Below are 23867 nucleotides of genomic sequence, written 5' to 3'. Positions count from 1 at the left end.
GCATTCAAAATCAACAAAATATGTCCAAGAAAAAATGAAGGGAGCATCATGGTGATGAAATGCGTCATGGTCATTAATGCAGATTTACCAACAGGATTAATTGCAAATACTGCTGCTGTGTTAGCCCTAACATTAGGAAAGGAAATTGAGGGAATTATCGGTCCAACCGTAAAGGATGGAAGCGGTCATTCTCATACAGGAATTACAACGACACCCATTCCGATTTTAAAAGGCGATGCAAAAAAATTGAAAGAATTAAGGAGCACGTTATATGATGAGGAGTTTTCTGATTTACTAGTTGTCGATTTTAGCAATGCGGCACAATCAACGAACAGTTATGAAGAATATACGGATAAAATTTCAACTTTTACCGAACATGATCTTGAATATTTAGGAATCGCTATATATGGAGCCAAGAAAAAAGTAAATAAACTAACAGGAAGCTTAGGACTTTTAAGGTAGCAGATACCCAAATGTTTACGTGAAAGAGGGATTTTATGAGCCTAAAAAGAGAGTTAGGATGGAAAGAAGCCACCTCCCTTGGCACTGGTGCTATGGTAGGTGCCGGTATTTTTATACTCAGCGGTGTAGCAGCCGGAATGGCTGGTCCAGCTGTTATCCTTTCATTTGTCATAGCAGCAGTCTTAGAAATTTTACTAGGCTTATGCTACGCAGAATTAGCATCAAGATATCCAAGAGCAGGCGGTGCTTACGAATACGCACATCAAACAATGGGATCATTTGTTGGCGCCTTAATCGGATGGTCCTACTGGGGAGCGTGGCTTGCAGCAAGCAGCTTCGTTTCAAAAGGATTCGGCAACTACCTTCATTCCCTGACAGGGGCTCCGCCGTTGTTAAGTGCCATCATGCTTCTTCTTGTTTTAGGCTTTTTAAATATGTTAGGTGTTAAGCTTAGCGGCATTGTTCAAATAGGAATTGTAATGATTGAAATCATCGTACTCATTTCATTTTTTGCCCTAGGATTCAGCCATGTGGATTATTCGTTATATTCACCGTTTGCCCCAAATGGAATGGAAGGGATTCTTTCCGCAGCTTTAGTTGGTTTTTTGTCTATGGTTGGATGGGATGTAATTGTCGACGCAGGGGAAGAAATGAAAAATCCGGGCAGAACAATTCCATTGGCAATTTTATCATCTATTATAATTGTCCTTATCCTTTACGCTGGGCTGTTATTTGTTTCAACGGGAGTCGTTCATTGGCAGGAGCTTGGAGCCTCAAAAATACCGGTCGCTTTAGCCAGCCAGCAATTTTTAGGAGACATCGGCCCAACTTTAGTTAGCATAGTCATTGTGATTGCTTTAACCGCCACAGCCAACGCTTTCATTGTTTCCATTTCCAGAACTGCCTTTGCAATGGGCCGCAACGGCTTTTTTCCTAAAAAAATCGCCTTTGTTCATCCCCGCTCGCAAACTCCTGTTTGGGCGGTTTTACTCGGAGTCAGTATTCAAATTCTTTTTACGCTTGTCAGTTCCATTAATATTGCTGTGAAAGCAACTGGCTTTTTGTATCTTCTTACGTTTATTTTTACAATGATTAGCTTTTTTATTTCGCGAAAAAAGGCATCTGCTGAAGAGCGTTCAAAACAATTTTCCGTTCCTTTTTATCCATTTCTGCCGGGCCTTGCTCTCGTTATTTGCATCAGTTTGCTTGTTCCGGTTGGAGGAAGCGGTATTTTTGCGGGTTTGATTTGGTTATTCATTGGCATGGTAATTTATTCATTTCGCGAAAAGTCCTGGAAATCATTCTACAAAAAACAAAAAAAGAAACGTTTTTCTGTTCAATAATTTGAAAGTGTTTCGGACATTTAAAAAATGTATGAAATGGAAAATAAAAACATTACATCCATTGTATCTAATTTCATTTCTATATCGCTTGACATGGAGCCTCTGCGGGCATGAGTGTTAGTAAAGGGGACAAGTGATAGGACTTTGCAATGCATACAAGCCTTCATACCCGCCGTTCCGTGTAAAGCGGTGAATATGCAACAAAAGCTCAAGTCCTATTTATTGTGTAAAATCACACTTCCCGCCCAGAAACCTAAAAGTTAAGTATCACAAAACTGATCGGATTAAAAAAGTAATGGTATTGTGGAAACAGATACGAACCTTGAAATTTTTATCGCAACAAAACCTTGTGATCAACGCTGTCCTCAATTTAGGGAGAAAACAAGATCCATTCATGATTATCGTCTACAGAAAAATTCGAGACGTAAAATTTCGATAAATGTATACATATCTAATTCTGAAAAAGCGTCGTTATAAATGTACATCTTGTGGGAAGCGTTTCTATGAACGATATACCTCCTTAGAGCGCTATCAATGTCATACGAAATGTGTTCTTCAAGCCCTTCTCATCAAAGTGAGGAAGGAGTCCGTGACTATCAGATTCAAAAGACTCGTGGATTGTAAAGATTCTATTTGGGAACTTTCAGGATAAAAGTGCTTACGAAAATCTCCTTTTAAAATGATAGTTGGCCGACTCCAGCAAAAGGGGATTGTAAATACAATCTGATTTTATTTGCGTTTCTTGGTAGCTAACATTCCAGCACCAAATACAATTATAAAGATAACTATGGCCTCTAACATTTTTTCACCTCCCTCTATAAATATTGATTTATCTACGGTTTGACCCGTTTTAGGGGTGTCAAAAAAATATTTTTCGACAGATCACTAACATAATTTTATAAATATGCGATTCTCTTACAGTTAATGGGTACGCTCCGCGGTCACTACTGGTTAAATATGGATGTAGCTAGGTCTGTATACGATGCACTGTGAATCTCTGCGTCGCTTATGATGACGTACCCTCCTATGTCTCTTGGCATCTAGGTGCCCACGTTCCTTCGTTCGGTCTAGTCATCAGGCAGAGACCGGCCAAGCTCCTCTATAACACTTCTTAGAATTCCTTTGTCCGCACGAAAATCAAACACATGATACACTGAGCTTTATACCATCGTGCAATTCGGTATAATATACCTCGTAAAATATATGTGAGTTACAGACCTTGACGCACATTGAGTAGTAACTTCCGCATCCACATCCTTGGTGAGCGCGAATCATCTTCAAGCTTTTTCAATCGTTTTACCTTCATTGGATTAACGACAACAGGTTTCAAACCTTTAGTTATTTCTTTCTTAAAAGAATGCTTATTTGCAGAATTACAAATAAATATTAAAGAAACTGTTTATAACGAATTCTAATATATTTATTATGACAACCAATGATATCGCAAGGTACTTTTTCGTAAATATACTCCATTTGTGTAACTTATTATACACCAAATACTAAAAATGGAAATGCCGTATAGAATGTTCGTAAATAAGGTATTAGGCTCATTTATGAATCAAAAAAGACGAGTGGAGAATCGGTCGTGAAAATCACTTTCAATAATGCTTCGGCTGAAAACGGTATGTATGCATATACCCCGACAATAAATAATTTTTTAAATGGTATTTTAATACGTAAAATCCATAAAAGAATTTTATTTACTACAGTATTAATAAAACTTGCAGACAGGGGAAGTATAAATGCAGTAAAAGCCCCCCATAACTACCATGAAGCTTTTCATACCCCAAGGGATAAAAGCTTTCCAACGATTTTTAAGGATTGGGGACGGCTTAGAACATTTTTGTCCTATTGCTCCACAATGTCCCCCATCATATTTTTTTCGGAAAGCGAATCTCCCTTCCTAGGCGCGCGGAAAGGAAATTCGACTGATCGCCTATGTTCTTCCTAAAATTTTTATAACACACATCGTGCCACTATTCCCGTGCATGTGTAATCCCGCAGGAATAGTCCCCTATTCATCATTTATGCTTTCTTTGAGCATGATCTCCTCCACAATGAATGTATCAGGAGAAAACAGCTTGTTTAAATTGTTCTTTTAATGCATCGTTTCCGCTTTCTCTTGGATCAAAACGCTTAATAGAAAAAGAGTTCAAGACTAGATTCCGTCCTTCCTGTAAATTTGCAAGCTTTTTCTCCGCTATTAGCTGAATTAAAATATTTCCTACAGCCGTTGCTTCAGAGGGACCGGCAAAAACCGTTTTTCCGCTTACAGCAGCGGTCATTTCGTTTATGAAATCATTTTGCGAGCCGCCTCCGACAATATATAATGAATCGATTGTTCTGCCCGATATACTTTCAATTTCATCCATTGACAAGGAATATAGTATAGCCAGATTTGTAAATACACATCTCGCAATTTCTCCTGTTGATTGCGGCACAGGCTGAAGCGTTTCCCTGCAATATTTCTGAATTTCTTCTACCATATTGTCCGGATTAAAAAATCGCTGATCGTTAAAATTGATATATTGTTTGCACGGAGGCGCCTTTCTTGCCTCATCAACCATTTGGGCAAAATTGTAATCTTTCGTTAAATGTCTTCTCACTTCTTGAATAATCCACATGCCCATAATATTTTTTAAAAAACGGTATGTCCCAAACACTCCCCACTCATTTGTATAATTGTAAAATAATGATTTTTCTGTAATGATTGGCGCATCCGATTCAATCCCAATCAAAGACCAAGTTCCGCTGCTTAAATACGCCCAATTTTTTTCAGCAGCAGGTACTCCTGCAACTGCGGAAGCTGTATCATGAGAACCAACTATAATCACTTTTGTTTCGGGCAGATCGTAATCAGGAAAATATTCGTTTCTGACATATCCGAGCATGTCCCCGGGGTAAGAAAACGGCGGAAACTGCTCACGCTCAATTGACAGCAGCTGAAGCAAATCTTGATCAAAATCTTTTTCTTTCACGTTTAAAAGCTGAGTACAAGATGCGCTTGTCACTTCCGTCACTGCACATCCAGTCAGTTTGTATCCTAAGTAATCAGGAACTGTCATAATCATTTTCGTTTTTTCAAGATTTTCTTTTTTTTCTTCATATAACTGGTATAAGGTGTTGAAGGATAAAAACTGAATGCCTGTTTTTTCATATATATCTTTTTTGGTAATATGCTTCGTAATTTTCTCAATCGTCCGTTCTGTTCTTTTATCTCTGTATGCTATGACCTCTTGCACCCTTTTTCCTTCTTGATCGACCAGCACATAATCTGTAGCCCAAGTATCGATTCCAAGTGTACACCTTTTCACTCCCAATGTTTTGGCATATGCCAATCCCTTAACAATTTCCGTCAGCAAATGATCAATATCCCAATAATACGTTCCATTTCGTTCCGTAAAACCATTGGCAAATCGGTGTATTTCTTCAATTGTCAATTTTCCATTTTTTATATCCCCTATGACAAGCCGTCCGCTTGATGCACCGATGTCAACTGCGATATGTGTCATTTTATCCCTCCTAAAATTCACACAATCTATGAAGCTGCTAAATGTTTCGCTTAAAAATTAGGATAGCGTTCCATAACTAGACATTTTCTTGCTGCTCATGCAGCAGGTCAAAATCTGAGTAAACATTTGCAAACAACTTTTCTTCCATTCTTCAAAAAATTCATTGGCAGTAACCATTAAAAAGGTTTTCCCTGTCCACAAAGCAAGAAAAATCTCTTTACGTTTCCTGCCAATAAAAATTTTGATATTTTAGCCTTCACTTTTTCTTATTGCAAGGCAAAGAACTTACCGGATCTGCAAAAATAGCAATACTTTCTAAAATAACGAAACCCCTCTCTAATTGCAAAAATGTGAGAGGGGTAATCTCTTTAACGAAAATTAAAAGTCATAGTCTTTAGCATTATCCTTTGTAAAGTCTGTAGGCGGTCCCATAATGACCGTTTTACCATCCTCCCAAACTTCCACTTCTCCTACACCATCTATATTTTGACCGTTTTCAGGCTTTTTGCCATCAACAAGATCTTTAGCTAAAGCGACTGTCAAATATCCTAATTTGTCAGGCTCCCAAAGGATTGCTACATCTAATGAGCCATCCTCTAAAAATGGAGCTGAATCCTTCGGAAGTGCTGTTCCGACAACAGCGATTTTGTCTTGAAGACCTTTCTCTTGAATAGCTTGAGCTGCGCCAAGAGGAGCAGGAGTTGAAAATGCCATAATCCCTTTAAGGTTCGGATATGATTTAATTAAATCAAGCGTTTTTTGGTATGCCACTTGCTGCTTTTCATCAGTCGCAATTTTATCTGTTACTAGCTTTATTCCTGGATAATTTTCTTCAAGCTCCTTCTTCGCTGCATCGATCCATGAATTTAAGTTTGCTGCCGCAAGACCACCTGTGAGAATGGCAATTTCCCCTTCTTCAGTCCCCATTTGTTCAACTAATGATTTTGCGATATGACGGCCATAAGCTTCGTCATCAATTTGGTGGACAGAAAGTTCAACTAAAGATTGATCTGCTGGTGTATCCCAGTCCATCACGATAATTCCTTTATCCTTCGCTTTTTGTAATACAGGCGATAATGCAGCTGCATCATTCGGTGCAACAGCAATTACATCCACATCTTGACTAATTAAATCTTCAATCACCTTAACTTGCTGGGCAGCATCTGCCTCTGTCGGACCTGTATAAATCACTTCGACTCCAAGATCTTTTCCCGCTTGAATTGCTCCTTTTTCAGATGCATTGAAATAAGGAATGCCAATTAGTTTAGGAACAACGGCAATTTTGATTTTTCCATCGCCCCCGCCAGCCTCATCTTTTCCATCTTTAGATGAATTTGAATTCCCCCCTGCACCCTGCTGAGAAACACATCCTGCAAGAAGACCAAATACAAGCAATAAAGCGACAAATAAACCTGCAATTTTTTTCATACTGTTCCTCCTTGTAAATTTATAGTTTATAAATCTTTTAACCAATTAAAGAAAAGTCATTATGCTGTTTCTGCAAGCTTTTTTTGCTTGTTTTCATCAGCCTTTACTTTAATAAAGTTAATAATTAACACCGCGATTAAAATAACCCCCATAATCACTGTCACAATCGGTCTCGGCACTCCCATTAGATTTAAGCCGCTGGATATCATTTGAAAAATCATAACTGCATATAACGTGCCGATCACTTTCCCATAGCCTCCTTGGATTTCAGTACCGCCAAGAACGGCTGCTGCAACGCTTTGCAATAAATAGGATGATCCAAGATCAACTTTTACTGTGTTATATCTTGATGTCATAATGATAGAAGCAATTGCTGCTAACAAAGCACTATATAAATACACCTTCATTAAAACCTTGCTGTTATTAACCCCTGAAAACAAGGATGCAACCGGATTGCTTCCAACCATATAAACTGATCTTCCCCATACTGTTTTATTCAGCAGTACGGAAGTCAAAATAGCGACAAAGAGAAAGATTATAATCGAAAGCGGAATGAGCCCCAGATAATAACCATTTCCAATCAGCGTGTACTCAGGGCTGAATCCGGATATTGAATTTCCTTTTGTAATGCTGAGAATAAGCCCTTCAAACAATACCATTGTCCCAAGGGTTACAAGAATCGGTGATACTCCGATCTTGGCTATAATAAATCCATTCATAAAACCGCAAAGAAGTCCAACTGCAATGCCTCCTAAAATCGCAATGATCATCGGATATCCATTGCTTGATAATATCGCAATTGCTACCCCTGCCAGCGCTGCCGTATACGTGATCGACAAATCGATTCCGCCTGTTACGATCACCACCATCATGGCTAAAGCAAACAAACCGAACTCAGGCAGCTGAAACATCATATTTGTCAAGTTATTGCTTGATAAAAATCCCGGAACACTTATGCTCATCAAAACAAATAGACCGATGGCAATGAGTCCGAGTATATTTTCTTTTGAAAGCGTAACCTGTTTCATCCTCTCCCCCCTTATGCTTCCACTTCAATTTTTGAAAGCTGCTTTTGCGAACGTTTGTATTGAATATGGTCATACGATACAGCGATTAAAATAATTGCCCCTGTAAAAACCTTTTGCCAGAAAGTATCAATTTTCGCTAATATTAATCCATTTTGTATAATTCCTAGCAGAAGAACACCTAATATCGTTCCAAATATTGTTCCGTGTCCTCCCATTATATTGGCTCCTCCCAGTACCACTGCAGCAATAACCATTAATTCCAAGCCAAGCATTCCGTTCGGATCTACCGCTTTTGTATAAGAAGTTTGAGCAATCGCAGCAATCCCTGCTAAAAAGCCCATATAAGAAAATACAAATATTTGAACTTTGCTATAGTTAATTCCGACTCGGACAGCCGATTCTTTGTTTCCGCCAATAGCCATTACTTCGCGGCCGATTAATGTGTATTTAAGAATGTACCATGTCAAAGCTGCTGTAATGATAAAAAGCCAAATAATAATGGATATTCCAAAAACAGAGAAATTCGAAAATTTCAAGAAAACAGTTGGGAAGTTGCTGCTGTTCAAGTATTGGCCGTTTGTAATATACAGAACAAGTCCGTTAATAATACTCATCATCCCTAAAGTAACGACAATCGCCGGAATTTGAATTTTTGCAACTAAAATTCCATTGATGGAGCCTAACAGCACTCCGAAAAGCGGAGCAATGACAAAAATCAACACAATGGTCAGCGGGCTATCAGGCAAAAACATCATCGTCTTGCCCAAAACGACACATACTGCGCTTGTCACTGCTGCAACAGATACATCAATCCCCCCTGTAATGATGACAAGCGTCATTCCAATAGCCAAAATGCCTAACACTGTATTTCCTTTCACAACATCCAACAAATTATCTGCTGTTAAAAATACCGGGCTAATGAAGGCCAATATGATGCATAGAAGTAAAATAATGACAGCAACGCTCATTTCTTTTGATTTTAAAAACGCTTTCATAATTGTGCCTCCTCGCGGACCTTACCCTTTTGCCCAAGCAATGCAAGGTTCATGATGCTTTCCTGTGTCGCTTCATGAATCCCGAGTTCGCCTGCAATTCGTCCATGGCGCATAACGATAATGCGATCGCTGACAGCAAGCACCTCAGGAAGTTCAGAAGAAATCACAATGATTCCCATTCCATTTGCCGCTAATCCTCTTAAAAGCTTATGGATTTCTGACTTGGCACCGATGTCAATTCCGTTAGTCGGCTCATCGATAATCAAAATTTTAGGATTTGTTGACAGCCACTTTCCTATGACTACCTTTTGTTGATTTCCGCCTGACAAATCGCCGGCAGCCCTGTATGGCAGCGGCGGTCTGACATCTAATGATTGTATATAATGCTCAGCTAATTCTATTTCTTTTCTTCGATTAATCAGCAAAAATTTATTTTTTAATTTTTTCAACACAGGAAGCGAAATATTGTTAATGATTGATTGTCTTAAAATAAGCCCTTGCGTCTTCCGGCTTTCAGGAATATAAGCAATTCCTTTTTTTACTGCCTCTTCTGAAGACTTGATCACAGTCTTTTGACCGTTAATGATGATGTCCCCTTTGTAAGGACGATTAATGCCAAAAATAGCTTGCGCCAGCTCGGTGCGACCAGAGCCTACTAGCCCTGTAATTCCAAGAACCTCCCCTTCCCTCAGTTCAAATGAAATATCTTTGAAATTTCCTTCTTTCGCAAGGTTTCTTACTTCAAGCAATGTTTTGCCTGAGGCTGCCTTTTCTTTATTTTTTTCATATAAAATTTTCCGGCCAACCATTAACGTAATTAGTTTTTCTTCTGTTAATTCATTTGCATGATACGTACCGACATATTTGCCATCTCTTAGAACGGTGAATCGATCAGAAACTGTAAAAAGTTCTTTTAATTTATGGCTTACAAAAATAATTGAAATCCCTCTTTTTTTCAAAGAAAATATAACTTCGTACAGCTTCTCTACTTCACCGGCGGAAAGTGATGATGTCGGCTCATCCATGACGATTAATTTCGCATCAAACGCAAGCGCCCTCGCTATTTCGACCATCTGCTGCTGGGCTATGCTCAGTTTTTCTACCGGTGTTGAAACATCAATCTCAAAATCAAGCTCTTTTAAAGCCTTTTTGGCCGTTTTTTCCATAAGAGCCCAATCAACTTTTTTCCAAGAATGCTTATCGCTGTCTCTTCCTATATAAATGTTTTCTGCTACCGATAAATTCGGAAATAAGCTTAAGTCCTGGTAAATAATTGATATGCCGCGCATAGTGGCATCAATTGGTCTTCGTATTTTTGCTTCCTTTCCTTCAAAGAAAAACTGGGCTCCTGGATCAGGCTGATAAACTCCAGCTAGTATTTTAATGAGTGTGGATTTACCGGCGCCGTTTTCTCCAATAAGGGCATGAACCTCCCCTTTCTTTACTTCAAGCTTCACGTCATCTAATGCTTTTACACCAGGAAATGTTTTGCTGATATTTAACATTTGAAGCAAGTATTCACTCATGCTATCACCTTATTTCTAACCAGTTGTTATTCCATTTTCTTTGCAATATTGCTTTACTTCCTCAAGTGTCGGAATGCCGTCTTGCGCACCCTTTCTAGTTACTTTGATGCCGGAAACAATAACAGCAAATTTGGCAGCTTCCTCTAATGTTTTTCCATCAGCAATTGCGCATGCAAGAGCCCCGGCAAAGGAATCTCCAGCTCCAACCGTATCAATAGCTTTTACCTTTAACGGCGGTATGAATAAAGTCTTGCCTTCATCATAAAGCACAAGACCGCTTCCGCCCATTTTAATAATGCTCTTTTTCATTCCAAAATGAAGGTGGAAATGTTCTGCTGCTTTGATTACGCTTTCTTCTGAATCAGCTTTAATGCCTGTCAATGTATAGGTTTCCTGTAAATTCGGCGTTATAATGTCGGCATACTGGAGAGCCTCGAGTACTATGCCTTCTGCAGGAGCCGGATCTAATATAACAAACATCCCTTTTCGTTTTGCTGCTTTCATCGCCTGGATAACGGCTTCAACAGGTATTTCCATCTGAATGAGAAGCACCTTGCTGTCCTCAATTGTACGGATCCTTTCCAATATATCTTCAGCGGTTAATGAATCATTTGCGCCTTTTATCACGAGCATTGTGTTTTCAGCTGATGAATCAACTGTAATTAAGGCACTGCCTGTAGGAACGTTCGGCACTATTTTGATTAATGTCGTGTCGACACGGTTTTGTACTAGTCTTTTTGTTAGTTCGGCACCAAAAGCATCTTCTCCGATCGCACCAATCAAATAAACTTTTTTTCCAAGCTTTGCACAAGCTGTTGCTTGGTTGGCGCCTTTTCCTCCACTAAACAAAACCATGCTGTTCCCGAAAACTGTCTCACCATGGCTCGGATATTTGTCTGTCATCGCAACAATGTCCATATTAATGCTGCCAACTACTGTAATTGAAGACATATTATTCCTCCGTTTTTACCTTGGATGTTCCTTCAATAAATTGACGAAGATGAATAACAGCATCATGAAGAGACCCTTTGGATTTAAACAAGCTGGATGTGCCGCAAACGAGCATTTTTGCTCCATTTTCCAAAACTTTTGGGATCGTTTCATAACCTATATTGCCGTCAACTTGAATCAAAATATTGTAGCTTTCTTTTTCAATCAATTGATGAAGTTTCTTGATTTTGTTATACATCGTCGGTATGAATTTTTGACCGGCAAAACCGGGGTTCACTGTCATCAATGTGACATAATCAATCACATCCATCACATATTCAATCGATTCAATTGGAGTGGAGGGGTTTAAGGCCACTCCCGCTTTTATGCCTTTAGATTTGATCGTTTGCAAAACGCGCTGCAAGTGAATAGTTGATTCAATATGAACCGAAATCATATCCGCACCGGCATCAGCGAATAAATTTATATGCTCCTCCGGCCTCATAATCATGAGATGAATATCTAACGGCTTATCCGTTGCCGCACGGATGACGTTGACCATATCCGGCCCCATCGTAAAATTCGGAACAAACGAACCGTCCATAATGTCAATGTGAAAAAAATCGACCCCGGCCTGATCAAGTTCTTGCACATCCCTTTTTAAATTTCCCATGTCTGCACACATTAGCGACGGCCCTATCATCGTCACTGAAAATTCCCCCATTTTCACAGATAAATTCAAGTGTTATCTTTTTATAAACATATTAATGAAATCGCTTACTTATGGATAGGGGTTAAAATTCGGATTGGTGTGACAATATTCAGTAAATTTTAAAAAAATAAAAAACGTACTGGAAACAAATTCAGCACAGCTGCCGATACAAAGTTCGGTATGTGCCAACCGTCTTCAGTACGTTCTTTTAAAAAGGTTTCAAGTATTTTTGTATTTCAACGATCAGTTTTCAACGCCTTCAGTGCGTCCTTTTAAAAGCTCCCCCGTTTTTCCCTGTATTGCGACGGTAATAAGCCGGTCCATTGTTTGAATAATCTGCTGAAATATTTTGCATCTTGATATCCGACATGAACAGCTATATCATAAATTTTCATTTCCGTAGCAGCCAATAATTGTTTCGCCTTTTGAATTCTCGCATTCGTTACATAATCCAGAACTGTTTCTCCTGTCTGATTTTTAAAGTATTCGCAAAAGTAGGTTGGGTTTAAATGAACATGTTCCGCAATACGTTTAATGGTAATATTTTCGCCAAGATTAGAATGAATCCATTCTTTTGCTTTAACAATTGGGTCAATTGTATTTTTCCGATAATATTCTCTCATTTTTCTAATTTTCATGATCCAGTTAATCATTTCCTGTCTCAAAACAGAAAAGGAAGCCGGTTCATCCGTAATCGAAAATGCCTCGCTAAGCAGTGTAGGAAGCTCGCTAATCCCATCATCCTGTATCCATTGGTTTATGACCCGGATGCACAAATAACGAACTGATTCTTGAAGCAAAAAAGGTGAGGTCATTTTTTTAAGCTCGTCAAAAAATGAGTTGATTGCTGTTAAAGCATTTTGCTCTTCATATTTCATTGCTTCAACCGTTTGTTCAGCCCATTTGTACACTGCCGGCGGAACATCCGTAATCTTATTATAGGTAAGGTGCTTTAAAGATTCCGTTTTAAAAAGCTTATTCCCTCCTTGAATCATCCTATATTTCATTGCCTCTCGCAGCTCGTTCTTCACATCCACTAACATTGATAAATCCACAAATGACTGTCCGAAAACAATCGATGCCGTAAAAGGCGTTGTCCTCTGAATGGTTGTTTTGAGCGACAAACAGCTTTGTTCAATCTTCGCCTCTTCCCCGTTATAAATAAGCACCCAATACGAATATTGGTTGTTTTTCCAAATCCAATTGCGTTCCTTTATAAACGATTTTCGAATCGATTCTTTGATGGTGTCATCCCATTTCTTCCATTCATCCTTATTTTCGAAGCCGTTTCTAGAAAACGCATTATCTATACCGATATAAAGCAAATTATACTTTCCATCTGGAAAATCACGTGTCCAGTCCAAATACGACACATCCATATTTTCAACTGCCGTTGTATCGCTTAATAATTGGATTTGCTTTTCATACGTCAATTTTGTTTGAATTTCTTCAGCCTCTTCGATTAGTCTTTTGTTTTTCTTGTCAGTTACTATAAGCTCCTCTGCTTTTTGTAAGTGGGATTCAAAATTCTCTCGATCTATCGGTTTTAAAATGTAATCAATTGCCCCTTCCCGCAGCGCTGTCTGGACATATTTAAAATCATCATACCCGCTGATAATAATGGAATAAAAGTTATACCCTTTTTCTTTCAGTAGACTAATTAATTCCAATCCGTTTATAACCGGCATTTGCACATCGGTAAATATAAGATCGAAGGCGCCAATTTTTTCATGAATTTCTCTAAAAGCTTCATCTCCGTCTGAGAATACCCCGCAAATGTGCCAGTTTGGCCTAAACTTTTTAATTAGTCTTTCCAGCCCCTGTCTAATCCGCGGCTCGTCATCGACAATTACAACCTTTATCTGATCCGTGATCATTAATCACCTCCTCCTTTCAAAAGAAGCTGGTTTGCTTGATAGGCGTTTATTTTTGGTATTCGAATTTTAATCATAGTACCTTTATTTACATGACTAGTAATCGATAATCTGTAATGATCCCCAAAAATCATTGTAATTCTGGCATTTACATTGATAATTCCTATGCCGGAATCCCTTCCTAACATTGGATCAGCCATCAATCTTTCATTTAACTCTTCCAGCTTTTCCTTGGCGATTCCAGGACCGCTGTCCAAAACAGTTAAAATGAGGTCCGGATGCTCTTCACAAACTGAAATATTCACTTTTAGCTCTCTCTGTTTTTCAAGTCCGTACTTAATAGAGTTTTCAATGATTGGCTGCAGCACAAATTTAGGAATATAGTATTCTAGTAATTTCTCTTCTTTTTCAATTTCAAAGTGCAGTCGTTCTTCAAACCGGAATTTCTGTATGCGCAAATAATCTTCAATATGCTGCAGTTCATTCCGTATCGTGACTAATTTATCTTTGTTATTTAAAGAATACCGAAGCATTCTTCCAAGCAAAGTCAGCATTGTTACAACATCTTCTGTTTTTTCTTCTTCGACCGACATGCTGATTGTTTCTAATGTGTTATACATAAAATGAGGATTAATTTGAGATTGCAATGCATATAATTCAGCTGTTTTTTGTTTAAGCTCTACATTATATTTCTGCTTAATCAGCTCTCGAATTTCCATCAGCATTGAATTAAAGCTTTTAGCCAGCTGCCCGACTTCATCATTTGAATGAACAGGTATATTAATGCTTAAATCTCCTTTTTCAACTTCCTTCATCATTTTGCTTAAATTATTTAAAGGACGGGTTACATTCATTGCAAAGAATATGGAAATGGCGGTCGTTATTAAGGCAAACGCTATGAAAATGAGGATTGTCACGTTTCTTACTAAATCCGTTGTTTCTGTTAAATTTTTTATTGGCATGCTATGAGCCATCACCCACGGCAATACACTCGACTCATTTAAGCTAACCAGCAGGCGCTCGCCGTTCTTTTTTATAGTAAAGCTGCCGTTTAAAATTGGATATTTGTCAATTCTCTTATCAATTGTGCCGATTTTGGAGCGATCTGAATGATATATAATCATTCCGTCCTTCGTCATCATCCATACTTCCGCATCTTTTTCATGCAGCAAATCCTTAGCAAACTGCTCTATGAATGTTACATCTACCACAATATATATTGTTCCCAGCTTTTTTCTATTATCGAAGTCGGTGATTTCTTTTATTAGCATAAAATAGGAAGGAGACCCTTCAAAAGTTAAGTTAATTTGACTTGATAACACTACTTCCATACTTCCAACTTTGCTTAAAGAATTCAAATATGGCAACGAACCGTCATGAAAGCCAAAATTCTCATAAGGTAAAGTAGTGCTTGAAAAAACACGGTTCTTCGATATAAGGAACACTCCTAAAATATTGTCTGTGTGGTTTCGCAAGTATGTTCTTGTTAAATAGCTTTCAACAATATACTTATCTCGGAGTCTTTTAGATTGAGTAGTTTCTTCCGATTCCCGTAATATTGTCATCACATCGCTCGAATTATACACTAGATTTGGAAGCGCTTCCAATTTCCTGATTTCATTTTCGATATTATTTTTCACTTGCTTTAATAATCGCGGAGTGTATTTTCCGACTTCTTTCTCGATAGAGGATGTATACTGCGAATACGCTAAAAGACCAAGCAAAGCCATTGGAATAACAGTCAGCAGAACATAGGAAATAATTAGTTTATGTGTTAAAGACAAAGATTTTCGGCTTGAATCGTTTCTTCTCTTAAAAATCATATTGATCCACATTCTCTTTTGTAAAATCGATTGGCTGTCCCATAATCACCATGTCGCCGTCAAAACTAATATTCCCTATATTCTCCACAAACTGTCCATCATACGGCAAATCCTCCAACACTAAGTTTTTGGCTAACGCAATGGTTAAATAACCGAGCTTTTGCGGACTCCATAATGTGATGGTTTGCAGCACATCCTCTTTCAAATATGGTCTTGTCATGTTCGGAGTCGATGTTCCAACAACTTTAATGTCTCCAGATTTTCCGTAATCCTTTAACGCCTGCGCAATAGCAGGCGGGTTCACTGTCGATATACCAATGATCCCTTTTAGATCATCGTATTTTTTTAATAGGTTAACTGTTAAATTGTAAGCTTTGTGAATATCTTCATTCGCATACTCCACATCGAGCAGCTCTAATTCTGGATAATATTCTTCTTGCTGCACCTTTAACCACCTAATCCAATTGTTTAAATTCGCAGCAGTCGGCGAGCCGGTCAAAATAACGTATTTCCCCCTTTCTCCCATTTCTAATGCTAAAAGATCCATAATATGTCTTCCCATTTGCTCGGCATCGACCATATTGACAAAGAAGTCACGATATTTTGCGTCTGTGTCTGCATCCCAAGTGATGACTTTTATCCCTTTTTCACGGGCCTGCTGCAGAACCGTACCCAATTTTTTCGGGTCATTTGCTGAAACAGCAATCACATCTACTTTCTGCTCTATCAGCTCATGAATAACGGCAATTTGTTCCTCTGCGGTTGCCGCAGAAGGCCCTTTATAGATGACTGTAACATTCAAATCCTTCGCTGCTTCTAAGGCTCCTTCCTTTGCTGCTAAAAAATAAGGAATATTAGCGATTTTAGGAACAAGTCCAATGACAATCTCATGTTCATGATTCCTGTTGCTTTCATGATTCCTTTGTTCAGTTGGTTTATCTACATAAATAACCTCATATTCTTTTGATAAAGAGCAGGATGCCAAAAAGAACAGGAAAAAAGCAAGGGCGAAAAACTTAAACGTTTTGTTCAATTTTCTCCATACCTTTCCGAAAAGGAAATTTTTTAAGATCGATTTGATGCTTATCGGAAACTTCCTGCTTCAAAGAAGATGCAAAATACTGTTCCATTGAATAATGGATGCCTTTCCTTTACCGTGATATTCAATAATAGAAACCCCTGTATTGTCCATTTTTATTTTGCGGTAATGCGAAAAAGGTAATCCAAACCATTGCGTTGCAGCAATACGGTTTACTGTGTTATGAGCTACAACAAGCACATTTTTATCTGGATATGTTTTCGATACCTCTTCAAAAAAAGATTGGATCCGATTATAAACTTGACTTGCAGATTCTCCCGTTTCCCCGGCAAAACACTCTGCCGGACTCGTTAACCAATCTGTCCATGAATCCTTATGTTCTCTCTCAATCATTTGTACCGTTTTTCCTTCCCATTTCCCGAAGTCAATTTCTACAAGACGCTGATCTTCAATAACTGGCAAACCAAACTCTTTGCTTATAATTGCAGCTGTTGCCGATGCTCTTACTAGAGTTGAAGAAAAGACCGCGTGAAACTTTACGTGCTTCAGCGCTTTAGCTGCTGCTGCCGCCTGCTTAATCCCTTGCTCTGACAGTGAAACATCCGTCCTTCCGCAATATTTGTTGCCATCCCGATTCCATTCCGTTTCTCCATGGCGCAAAAGGAAAAATCTTGTCACAGCACAACTCCTCTCTTTTTAAGTGCTTGAATAAAGCGTTCATATCCTTCTTCATATTGTTCACTTATATGTTCTTCAAACATCACCTCTTTTTCTCTTTTCAGCATGTTCTCCCCGGCTTCTTGAATACTTCCAAAATATGAAGCTGCTGCAACAATCGCAGCCCCAATAGCACCGTCGCTATGCTTCATTTTAATAATAGGCTTCTTTAAGACATTGCTCCGTATAGTCAGCCATACATCACTGCTGCTTCCTCCGCCTGCTGTAAAGACAGCCTTCACTTTCTCGCTTGACAGCTTTTCAATCATCTCGTAAGCCATTCTTTCAAGATAGGCAACACCTTCTAAACGGGAAATAAAGAGCTGTTCTTTTGTCAAACCTGGTTCGTCAAAGCCTTGTATGTCAGGAAATGCAAAAGGAAAACGCTCTCCCTTTTGCCGGAGCGGATACGAAATCCACCGGCTTGGGAAATATTCATATGCTTTACTGTTTAAATAAGCTAATTCATCTTTTGAATAATCAATTGAAATCCAATCTCCCCCTGTGTTGCTCGCACCGCCCGGCATCCAATATCCATCTGGATGGCGATGGTTATAAAGTATTCCCTTCTCATCTATTATTGGCTCGTATGTAATCCCTTTTATTACTAAAGTTGTGCCAATTGTCGTGTTCCAGTTTCCAGGTGATAATGAACCGGATGCGAACTGCGACGCACAACCGTCAGTCAGTCCGAGTGTAACGCTTACATTTCCCGGCAACCCTGTTTCCTCCATACATTCCTTTGACACATTCCCGGCAAAAGTCCCTGAAGGCAATACGATTGGAAGTAATTTAACAGGTATTTTTAAAGTTTTTTCAATATATTCCGGCCATTTTTCATTATTTAAATCATAGCCGCTTTTAAATGCACTCGTATAATCGGTTATTCCCCATTTTCCCGTTAATTTCCCGATAATATAGTCAGTAGGATGCGCCCATAAACATACATCCTTTGCTATTTGCGGAAAATGTTTATGGAACCAAACAATTTTCGGCAAACCATACGAGCTGGAAAATGCCGTATAATGCCCTGCTGCAAAGGCAGCCTCTCTACAAAGCGCTGCCTCAGATGCTGACCTGCTGTCGCTGTACATTAAGGCATTGTATAGCGGTTCATATTGTTTATCAAGGGGAATTACAGTACCTGATGTGGAAGTGACAGACAAGGAAACAACTTGATTAAGAATTTTTTGCTCCTTCAAACTATTTGCTACATGTCGAATAGATTCAGCGGTATGCTTCCACCACATAAACGGCGATTGCTCCATTCTTAACTCGTTTCCTTTCGCCAAGTTAAAAGTTACAGTACTGGCTGCATAAATAGTTCCGTTATAACCGATTGCAATTGTGCGAATGCCCTGTGTTCCAATATCAATTCCTATAAAAATTGGCTGCGATTTGTTCATTTCATCAACCTCTGCCACACATTTTTTTCTCTTTCTACTATCTTCTGATGCTTCGGATGCTAAAGCTATTAAGTGAAATTGCCGAATCTAGCACTTCCTATATTTACTTTATCTTCTCCATTAGGAGGGAAGCTTTCCTTAATCCACGAAGTCTTTATAATTTTTCAGCTCATTTAATTCACTGATCGGCTAATTTGAGCAGCAAGAGAATTCATACTCTTGCCATATTTACGACTACTGTCTCTTAGTTAATACTTCCTCCTCATATTTTTGAATTTCTTTTAACCATTCTTCTCTTACAGGAACATTCATTTTCTCACAATAATAATCCCAAATTGCACCGAAAGGGTAAGTTTTAAATTCCTCCATAACCGCCAATCTTTCCGTAAAGTTTCCCTTTTCTTGCAATTGCTTTAAATATTCATGCGGCATAAGCATTGCATATAATAAAGCTTTAATCATATTACGCGTTCCAATGACCCATGCAGCAAGACGATTGATGCTGGCATCAAAGAAATCAAGTCCGATTAAAACCTTATGCAGCGCATCATTGCGCACGATTTCAAGCGCTATTTCACGCAATTCATCATCCAAAATCACGACATGGTCGCTGTCCCACCGAACCGGTCTCGATACGTGTAAAGCAAGCCTGTCGCTATAAAGCAAAATCGATGAAATTTTATTTGAGACTGTTTCAGTAGGATGAAAATGACCTGTATCTAATAAGTATATTTTATTATTTTGTAAGGCGTACCCTAGATAAAATTCATGCGAACCGACAACAAAAGACTCAGATCCTATTCCAAACAATTTGCTTTCGACTGCATCCAAATTATATTTCTCATTGATCTCTACACTAAAAATTTTATCCAATGATTCTTTTAATCGCTTCCTTGGAGTCAATCGGTCGCTTGGAATGTCCTTATAGCCGTCCGGAATCCATATATTTGTTAAACATGGTGTTCCAAGCTCCTTGCCAAAGTACTCACCGATTTTTCGGCTCCTAATACAGTGGTTGATCCAAAATTCTCTAATTCCCGGATCAGGATGAGACAACGTCAGTCCATCTGCTGCTTTTTCATGCGAAAATAAGGTAGGATTAAAATCCAGCCCTATACCAATTTTTTTCGCCCAATTAACCCAGTTTTCAAAATGTTTCGGTTCTAACTGATCTCTTTCCACTTTTTCACCATTTGTTTCTGCATAAATGGCGTGTAGGTTGACACGATGTTTTCCCGGAATTAATGACAGCGCTTTCTCTAAATCCTGCCTTAATTCTTCAGCATTTCTTGCCTTCCCCGGATAATTTCCTGTTACATCAATCCCCCCTGAAAGCTCGCTTGCATCTGCTTCAAATCCTTTTACGTCATCACCTTGCCAGCAATGGATAGAGATTGACGCTTGCTGCAAGTTTTCTAATACTTCTTCAATATTTATTCCCCATTTTTCATAGACTTGCCTTGCTAGCTCAAAAGATTCTTTTATAACCATAAATTATCCATCTCCTTTAGTAAACTAGTACTTTTTCCTAATACATTATGAATGTACCTTATGATGTTTTTATGAACTGTTATGAAAATTTAGAAATTTTAAAGTAAACGGTTTCAATTTTCTTCACTAACTGTCGTACATTCCTTCACCTTTGGACAAATTAAATTCTTTAGCTTGATAAATGCCAGCGTCGGCGCCAAGGAAAGGGGGAAGAGTTCATGACATCTTTTATTTTCGCTTTTTGCATAAATATAAAAATATTCCAAACATACTAGTTGGTTTTTACTGTAATTTCAATTATATAATACTTTTGTTTGTTATTGAATATATTTTTTTATTTTTGTTCTTTATGTTATTTCCTACCTCTGTCCTAATCAAAGAGGTGAACGCAACTTTAGCATCAATTTTTGAATTTTTGACAGACGCTCAGCTTATTTCGAACTTCTTTACAAAGTCTTATTTCCCGCTTTAATTGATAGAATTTTCATTATATAATGAAAATAACATTTTTTCAGGAGGGTACATAATGGAAGGATTCCGTTTTTCACACCGCCTGCGGGTGCGCTACTCAGAAATTGACGGACAAAAAATTGTCTTTAACGCCCATTACTTGACATATATTGACGTTGCGGTTATTGACTATTTTGAGGAAGTGTTTGGGCGGGATCTCGAGGAGCTTGCCCAAGAAAATATATTTGATATTGCAATGGTCAAATCAACGCTGGAATATAAAAAGCCAGCCCGTTTTAAAGATATGCTTGAGATCTGGTGCCGAACATCACGAATTGGCGGCTCTAGCCTGACAATGGAGTTTATCATCACAAAAGCGGGAGAAAAAGACCCGCTGGTTCAGGCTGAAGTGATCTATGTCAATTATGATGCCGCCGCTGGAAAATCGAGAGCGATTCCTGATTTCGTCCGTCAGCGAATTAAAGAATACGAACCGGCAGTCAGCCTATAAACGAAATACAAACGTTTAGACCTATAGCTGACTCCTTGCGCCCTTCAGACAGGGGGTCAGTTTTTATAAAACTTTATCTGGACTTTTTGGAGCATTTAATAAAATCACCCCGCCAATGATCAATACTAGACCAACTAATGTAATAATATTAAATGGGTCCCGCCATACTAGAACACCAATTAACGCTGTAAAAGCTGTCCCCAGCCCCGACCAAATCGCGTAGGCCAAGCTTAACGGAACTGTCTTAAGACATAACGACAAACAATAAAAAGATAATCCATAACCAACTATAACTCCAATGGAAGGGAATAAACTTGTAAATCCATCTGACAATTTAAGCATTGTCGTACCAAATACTTCGCTGATAATAGAAATTCCTAATGCAATATAACCTTTCATACAATTGCCTCCTCTCTCATCGTTAATGAGAACTGCTGAGTTTCAAAACAACCACTCCACAAATGATTAGAACTAAACCTAAACATTTTTTAAGATCAATACTTTCTTTATAAAAGATAACACCGACTAATGCAGTTAAAGCCGTACCGACGCCTGACCATATCGCATAAGCCGTACCAAGCGGTATTGCTTTTAGAGATAAAGATAAGAGATAAAAAGCTGCGCCATACCCCATTACGACTCCGATGGAGGGAAACAACCTTTTAAATCCGTTTGATACTTTCAGCATTGAACTTGCAAATACTTCACTTATGATGGCTACTGCCAAAATTACATATTCCTTCATGTGAATCCTCCTAAAGCTTAACGGTCCTTCGCACTTTTGTCCTTTTTGATATAACAATTTGATAGTCTTCGAAAAATACGTTTTGACTGACCTGATAAAATCCAAACCATCGCTTACTCACAGTCATGCACGCAGACTCTCGTCTTTTCACCAGCAACTAGTACAAAATACTAGGAAAAATCATGTCCGCAACATTACGTGGAGAAGAGTTAGAAAAAAGGAATTCCGGAAAGGTCCAAGGAGATTTTTACAATGGATCTAACGTCTAATCAATAAATGGATCCCCTTGAAAATGGCCACCCACACTATAAATGGTAAGTCCATCGTTTGATGAACTTGAACTTCGTAATCATACATTTCTAAAAGATTTTTAAATATCGAAGAAATTTTGTTCGCTGTCATAATGACCTCTTTTCCATTACTAATCGTTATCGTTTTAAATGCAAGAGTAGAGTTTATATGAAAGCTGTTCTGGCTATAAACCATTCGAAGCTCTTTAAAAATAGATTTTTTCTTATGAAGTGACAAATTTTTAATTCGTACAATTTCTTTTCCGTCTGGTTGAAGCACAACAAAGGCGTTATGTATGAAATGTTCTTTTGTAGATATTGCCTTATATTCTTCTTTTCCAGAAAAAAACGAATACTTTCCAATTGGAAAGCTCCATTTAGGATGAAGCAACACTTCTTCATCAGTCTGTATTTCACGGATACGAGTTTTCGTTAAATCCATAAATGAATCTTTAAAAATAAACGAATAAGTCATTTTTTCTCTCCATCTTTGTCAAATCCTTTATACTGCTTCCCATTAATTGAAAAAGAATTTCCTTCTACGCATATTTTATCACAGGTTTTCATCATTCTTTCTTCCTCTTATCTATCCACCTTCTCCCCCCTCACCCTTCGACTCCCATACAGCTACAAGGCTTCGAGAGAATAGAAGATATCATCAATTTTCCACAAAAGAAGAAGCCGAACATGCGCCTGGTGATCAAGTTCGACTTCTTGGACACTTTTTTAAACATGAAAATAAAGATCCGCACTGCAGTGCATATCGAACTATCGCTTCCCGTTAGCGGTACTCGGAAGCATTCGCTGGCTTTCCAGCATCCTGCACTTCTCCGATATATCGCTAGGCATCTGGCTGTGAGCCATCAAGATCATAAAAACCATACACTTGCGCGAGCTGACCGCTTGACACAGATTGACCGTTTTAGCGAGCAACCTTCGGATCACCGGCTAAAGCGGCCGACAAAACGCGGCGTTTCCGAGATGATGAATTGGGGTTCCTTTACAAGGGCATCACGCCAGTTTTCTTCTGTCATACCATAGTGATCAAGCATAATTTCAGAACGCATCCAGCCCGGAGTCATGCTACGGCGGTGCATTGATATGGTAAAAGCTTATGGGCTAAAGACTTTGCCATACGAATGACAGACATCTTGGCTAGATCGTAGAACAGTGATAAACGGTAGTTTTTCTCGTTGTATTCTGCCGTGCCATCCGTTATCTCAACGACCAGCCCGTTCTTATTTCGGATTAACAGGGGGAATGCAAAGTGGAGCGTCAAATACTCTATCTGCAGAGGCATCAAAAGAACGTTTCATCGTTAAGGTTATTGTAGATGTACTAACCATTCTCATCACCCTTTACAAAATAATGAATTTGTTGCAAATACTTTATTTTTTTCTCCTTTTTGCCTTATTCAGCTCATGTTCAAGAACGTCAAACTGTCTGTTCCAAAAATGTTCATAAAATCGAAGCCATCTTTAGCAGTAGAAAACGATTTGGAGGTAAGACGACAAATATGCGTTCGTCCTTGCATAGTCCTTTCAAACAGGGTTGACCGTTCTAATGTTTTGATATGCTTAGCAAA

Annotated in this window: 19 protein-coding genes and 1 pseudogene; 3 read left to right on the top strand and 17 right to left on the bottom strand. The window is 38.6% G+C overall.

Annotation, left to right across the window (positions count from 1 at the left end):
• Positions 1-48 precede the first annotated feature (48 nt).
• A complete protein-coding gene (locus NSQ44_RS01255) occupies positions 49-462 on the top strand; it encodes a DUF2000 domain-containing protein (protein WP_340854537.1) in 414 nt (137 codons plus the stop codon).
• A 35-nt stretch (positions 463-497) separates the two neighbouring features.
• A complete protein-coding gene (locus tag NSQ44_RS01250; RefSeq protein ID WP_340854536.1) occupies positions 498-1805 on the top strand; it encodes an APC family permease in 1308 nt (435 codons plus the stop codon).
• 2066 nt (positions 1806-3871) lie between these two features.
• On the opposite strand, the gene rhaB is transcribed toward NSQ44_RS01250, so the two are convergent.
• The 13 genes from rhaB to rhaA all read right to left on the bottom strand — a co-directional run bounded on the left by rhaB (position 3872) and on the right by rhaA (position 20286).
• Positions 3872-5317 carry a rhamnulokinase gene (rhaB, locus tag NSQ44_RS01245; protein WP_340854535.1) on the bottom strand — a complete coding sequence of 482 codons (1446 nt, stop codon included), beginning with the start codon at positions 5315-5317 and terminating at the stop codon, positions 3872-3874.
• Positions 5318-5695: 378 nt separating this feature from the next.
• Complete coding sequence (locus NSQ44_RS01240) at positions 5696-6745, bottom strand: autoinducer 2 ABC transporter substrate-binding protein (protein ID WP_144596905.1); 1050 nt, start codon at positions 6743-6745, stop codon at positions 5696-5698.
• Between the two features lie 59 nt (positions 6746-6804).
• Positions 6805-7773, bottom strand: coding sequence for an ABC transporter permease (locus NSQ44_RS01235; protein ID WP_117017010.1), 969 nt, complete (start codon positions 7771-7773; stop codon positions 6805-6807).
• Between the two features lie 11 nt (positions 7774-7784).
• Entirely contained in the window at positions 7785-8768 is a 984-nt protein-coding gene (locus NSQ44_RS01230) for an ABC transporter permease (RefSeq protein WP_340854531.1), read from the bottom strand.
• Positions 8765-10294, bottom strand: a complete 1530-nt coding sequence (locus NSQ44_RS01225; protein WP_063386513.1) for a sugar ABC transporter ATP-binding protein — start codon at positions 10292-10294, stop codon at positions 8765-8767. Before NSQ44_RS01225 ends, NSQ44_RS01230 begins: the two co-directional genes overlap by 4 nt.
• 15 nt (positions 10295-10309) lie before the next feature.
• Entirely contained in the window at positions 10310-11245 is a 936-nt protein-coding gene (gene rbsK / locus NSQ44_RS01220) for a ribokinase (protein WP_340854528.1), read from the bottom strand.
• Between the two features lies 1 nt (position 11246).
• Positions 11247-11927 (bottom strand): ribulose-phosphate 3-epimerase, encoded by a 681-nt coding sequence (rpe, locus tag NSQ44_RS01215; protein ID WP_340858072.1) that lies wholly within the window; start codon positions 11925-11927, stop codon positions 11247-11249.
• A gap of 281 nt (positions 11928-12208) precedes the next feature.
• Positions 12209-13813 (bottom strand): response regulator transcription factor, encoded by a 1605-nt coding sequence (locus NSQ44_RS01210; RefSeq protein WP_340854525.1) that lies wholly within the window; start codon positions 13811-13813, stop codon positions 12209-12211.
• The gene (locus tag NSQ44_RS01205) at positions 13813-15633 is read right to left on the bottom strand and encodes a sensor histidine kinase (protein ID WP_340854523.1); all 1821 of its coding nucleotides are present in this window, start codon (positions 15631-15633) and stop codon (positions 13813-13815) included. The genes NSQ44_RS01210 and NSQ44_RS01205 overlap by 1 nt, the downstream gene beginning before the upstream one ends.
• Positions 15623-16666, bottom strand: coding sequence for an autoinducer 2 ABC transporter substrate-binding protein (locus NSQ44_RS01200; protein WP_340854521.1), 1044 nt, complete (start codon positions 16664-16666; stop codon positions 15623-15625). Before NSQ44_RS01200 ends, NSQ44_RS01205 begins: the two co-directional genes overlap by 11 nt.
• A gap of 69 nt (positions 16667-16735) precedes the next feature.
• Positions 16736-17350 carry a histidine phosphatase family protein gene (locus tag NSQ44_RS01195; RefSeq protein ID WP_340854519.1) on the bottom strand — a complete coding sequence of 205 codons (615 nt, stop codon included), beginning with the start codon at positions 17348-17350 and terminating at the stop codon, positions 16736-16738.
• Complete coding sequence (locus tag NSQ44_RS01190) at positions 17347-18813, bottom strand: FGGY-family carbohydrate kinase (RefSeq protein ID WP_340854518.1); 1467 nt, start codon at positions 18811-18813, stop codon at positions 17347-17349. Before NSQ44_RS01190 ends, NSQ44_RS01195 begins: the two co-directional genes overlap by 4 nt.
• 216 nt (positions 18814-19029) lie before the next feature.
• Positions 19030-20286, bottom strand: a complete 1257-nt coding sequence (gene rhaA / locus NSQ44_RS01185) for an L-rhamnose isomerase (protein WP_340807415.1) — start codon at positions 20284-20286, stop codon at positions 19030-19032.
• Positions 20287-20812: 526 nt separating this feature from the next.
• Between rhaA and NSQ44_RS01180 the strand changes: the two genes are divergently transcribed.
• Positions 20813-21247: an acyl-CoA thioesterase gene (locus NSQ44_RS01180; protein WP_066250427.1), complete on the top strand. Its 435-nt coding sequence runs from the start codon at positions 20813-20815 to the stop codon at positions 21245-21247.
• Positions 21248-21310: 63 nt separating this feature from the next.
• Here the strand turns inward: NSQ44_RS01180 and NSQ44_RS01175 are convergent, their stop codons facing one another.
• The 4 genes and pseudogenes from NSQ44_RS01175 to NSQ44_RS01160 all read right to left on the bottom strand — a co-directional run.
• Positions 21311-21646: a DMT family transporter gene (locus NSQ44_RS01175; protein WP_094244940.1), complete on the bottom strand. Its 336-nt coding sequence runs from the start codon at positions 21644-21646 to the stop codon at positions 21311-21313.
• A gap of 22 nt (positions 21647-21668) precedes the next feature.
• Entirely contained in the window at positions 21669-21992 is a 324-nt protein-coding gene (locus NSQ44_RS01170) for a DMT family transporter (RefSeq protein WP_063386503.1), read from the bottom strand.
• 258 nt (positions 21993-22250) lie between these two features.
• Positions 22251-22757: a hypothetical protein gene (locus NSQ44_RS01165; RefSeq protein ID WP_340854514.1), complete on the bottom strand. Its 507-nt coding sequence runs from the start codon at positions 22755-22757 to the stop codon at positions 22251-22253.
• A 366-nt stretch (positions 22758-23123) separates the two neighbouring features.
• Positions 23124-23558 (bottom strand): annotated as a pseudogene (locus NSQ44_RS01160) (short-chain dehydrogenase); the annotation flags it as partial.
• Between the last annotated feature and the right edge of the window lie 309 nt (positions 23559-23867).

Origin of the sequence: Aeribacillus sp. FSL M8-0254 (assembly GCF_038008845.1) — a bacterium.
Taxonomy (GTDB): Bacteria; Bacillota; Bacilli; order Bacillales; family Aeribacillaceae; genus Aeribacillus; species Aeribacillus composti.
Note: the sequence above shows the minus strand (reverse complement) of the source record. Positions and strands in the feature narration are given on the sequence as shown.

What these genes read in the sequence shown, in the direction of transcription:
- NSQ44_RS01230 (WP_340854531.1), bottom strand. Translation starts at nt 8,768, where the DNA reads ATGAAAGCGTTTTTAAAATCAAAAGAAATGAGCGTTGCTGTCATTATT.
- NSQ44_RS01170 (WP_063386503.1), bottom strand. Translation starts at nt 21,992, where the DNA reads ATGAAGGAATATGTAATTTTGGCAGTAGCCATCATAAGTGAAGTATTT.
- NSQ44_RS01180 (WP_066250427.1), top strand. Translation starts at nt 20,813, where the DNA reads ATGGAAGGATTCCGTTTTTCACACCGCCTGCGGGTGCGCTACTCAGAA.
- NSQ44_RS01250 (WP_340854536.1), top strand. Translation starts at nt 498, where the DNA reads ATGAGCCTAAAAAGAGAGTTAGGATGGAAAGAAGCCACCTCCCTTGGC.
- NSQ44_RS01225 (WP_063386513.1), bottom strand. Translation starts at nt 10,294, where the DNA reads ATGAGTGAATACTTGCTTCAAATGTTAAATATCAGCAAAACATTTCCT.
- rhaB (WP_340854535.1), bottom strand. Translation starts at nt 5,317, where the DNA reads ATGACACATATCGCAGTTGACATCGGTGCATCAAGCGGACGGCTTGTC.
- NSQ44_RS01240 (WP_144596905.1), bottom strand. Translation starts at nt 6,745, where the DNA reads ATGAAAAAAATTGCAGGTTTATTTGTCGCTTTATTGCTTGTATTTGGT.
- NSQ44_RS01205 (WP_340854523.1), bottom strand. Translation starts at nt 15,633, where the DNA reads ATGATTTTTAAGAGAAGAAACGATTCAAGCCGAAAATCTTTGTCTTTA.
- rhaA (WP_340807415.1), bottom strand. Translation starts at nt 20,286, where the DNA reads ATGGTTATAAAAGAATCTTTTGAGCTAGCAAGGCAAGTCTATGAAAAA.
- NSQ44_RS01235 (WP_117017010.1), bottom strand. Translation starts at nt 7,773, where the DNA reads ATGAAACAGGTTACGCTTTCAAAAGAAAATATACTCGGACTCATTGCC.
- rbsK (WP_340854528.1), bottom strand. Translation starts at nt 11,245, where the DNA reads ATGTCTTCAATTACAGTAGTTGGCAGCATTAATATGGACATTGTTGCG.
- NSQ44_RS01210 (WP_340854525.1), bottom strand. Translation starts at nt 13,813, where the DNA reads ATGATCACGGATCAGATAAAGGTTGTAATTGTCGATGACGAGCCGCGG.
- NSQ44_RS01175 (WP_094244940.1), bottom strand. Translation starts at nt 21,646, where the DNA reads ATGAAAGGTTATATTGCATTAGGAATTTCTATTATCAGCGAAGTATTT.
- rpe (WP_340858072.1), bottom strand. Translation starts at nt 11,927, where the DNA reads ATGATAGGGCCGTCGCTAATGTGTGCAGACATGGGAAATTTAAAAAGG.
- NSQ44_RS01165 (WP_340854514.1), bottom strand. Translation starts at nt 22,757, where the DNA reads ATGACTTATTCGTTTATTTTTAAAGATTCATTTATGGATTTAACGAAA.
- NSQ44_RS01255 (WP_340854537.1), top strand. Translation starts at nt 49, where the DNA reads ATGGTGATGAAATGCGTCATGGTCATTAATGCAGATTTACCAACAGGA.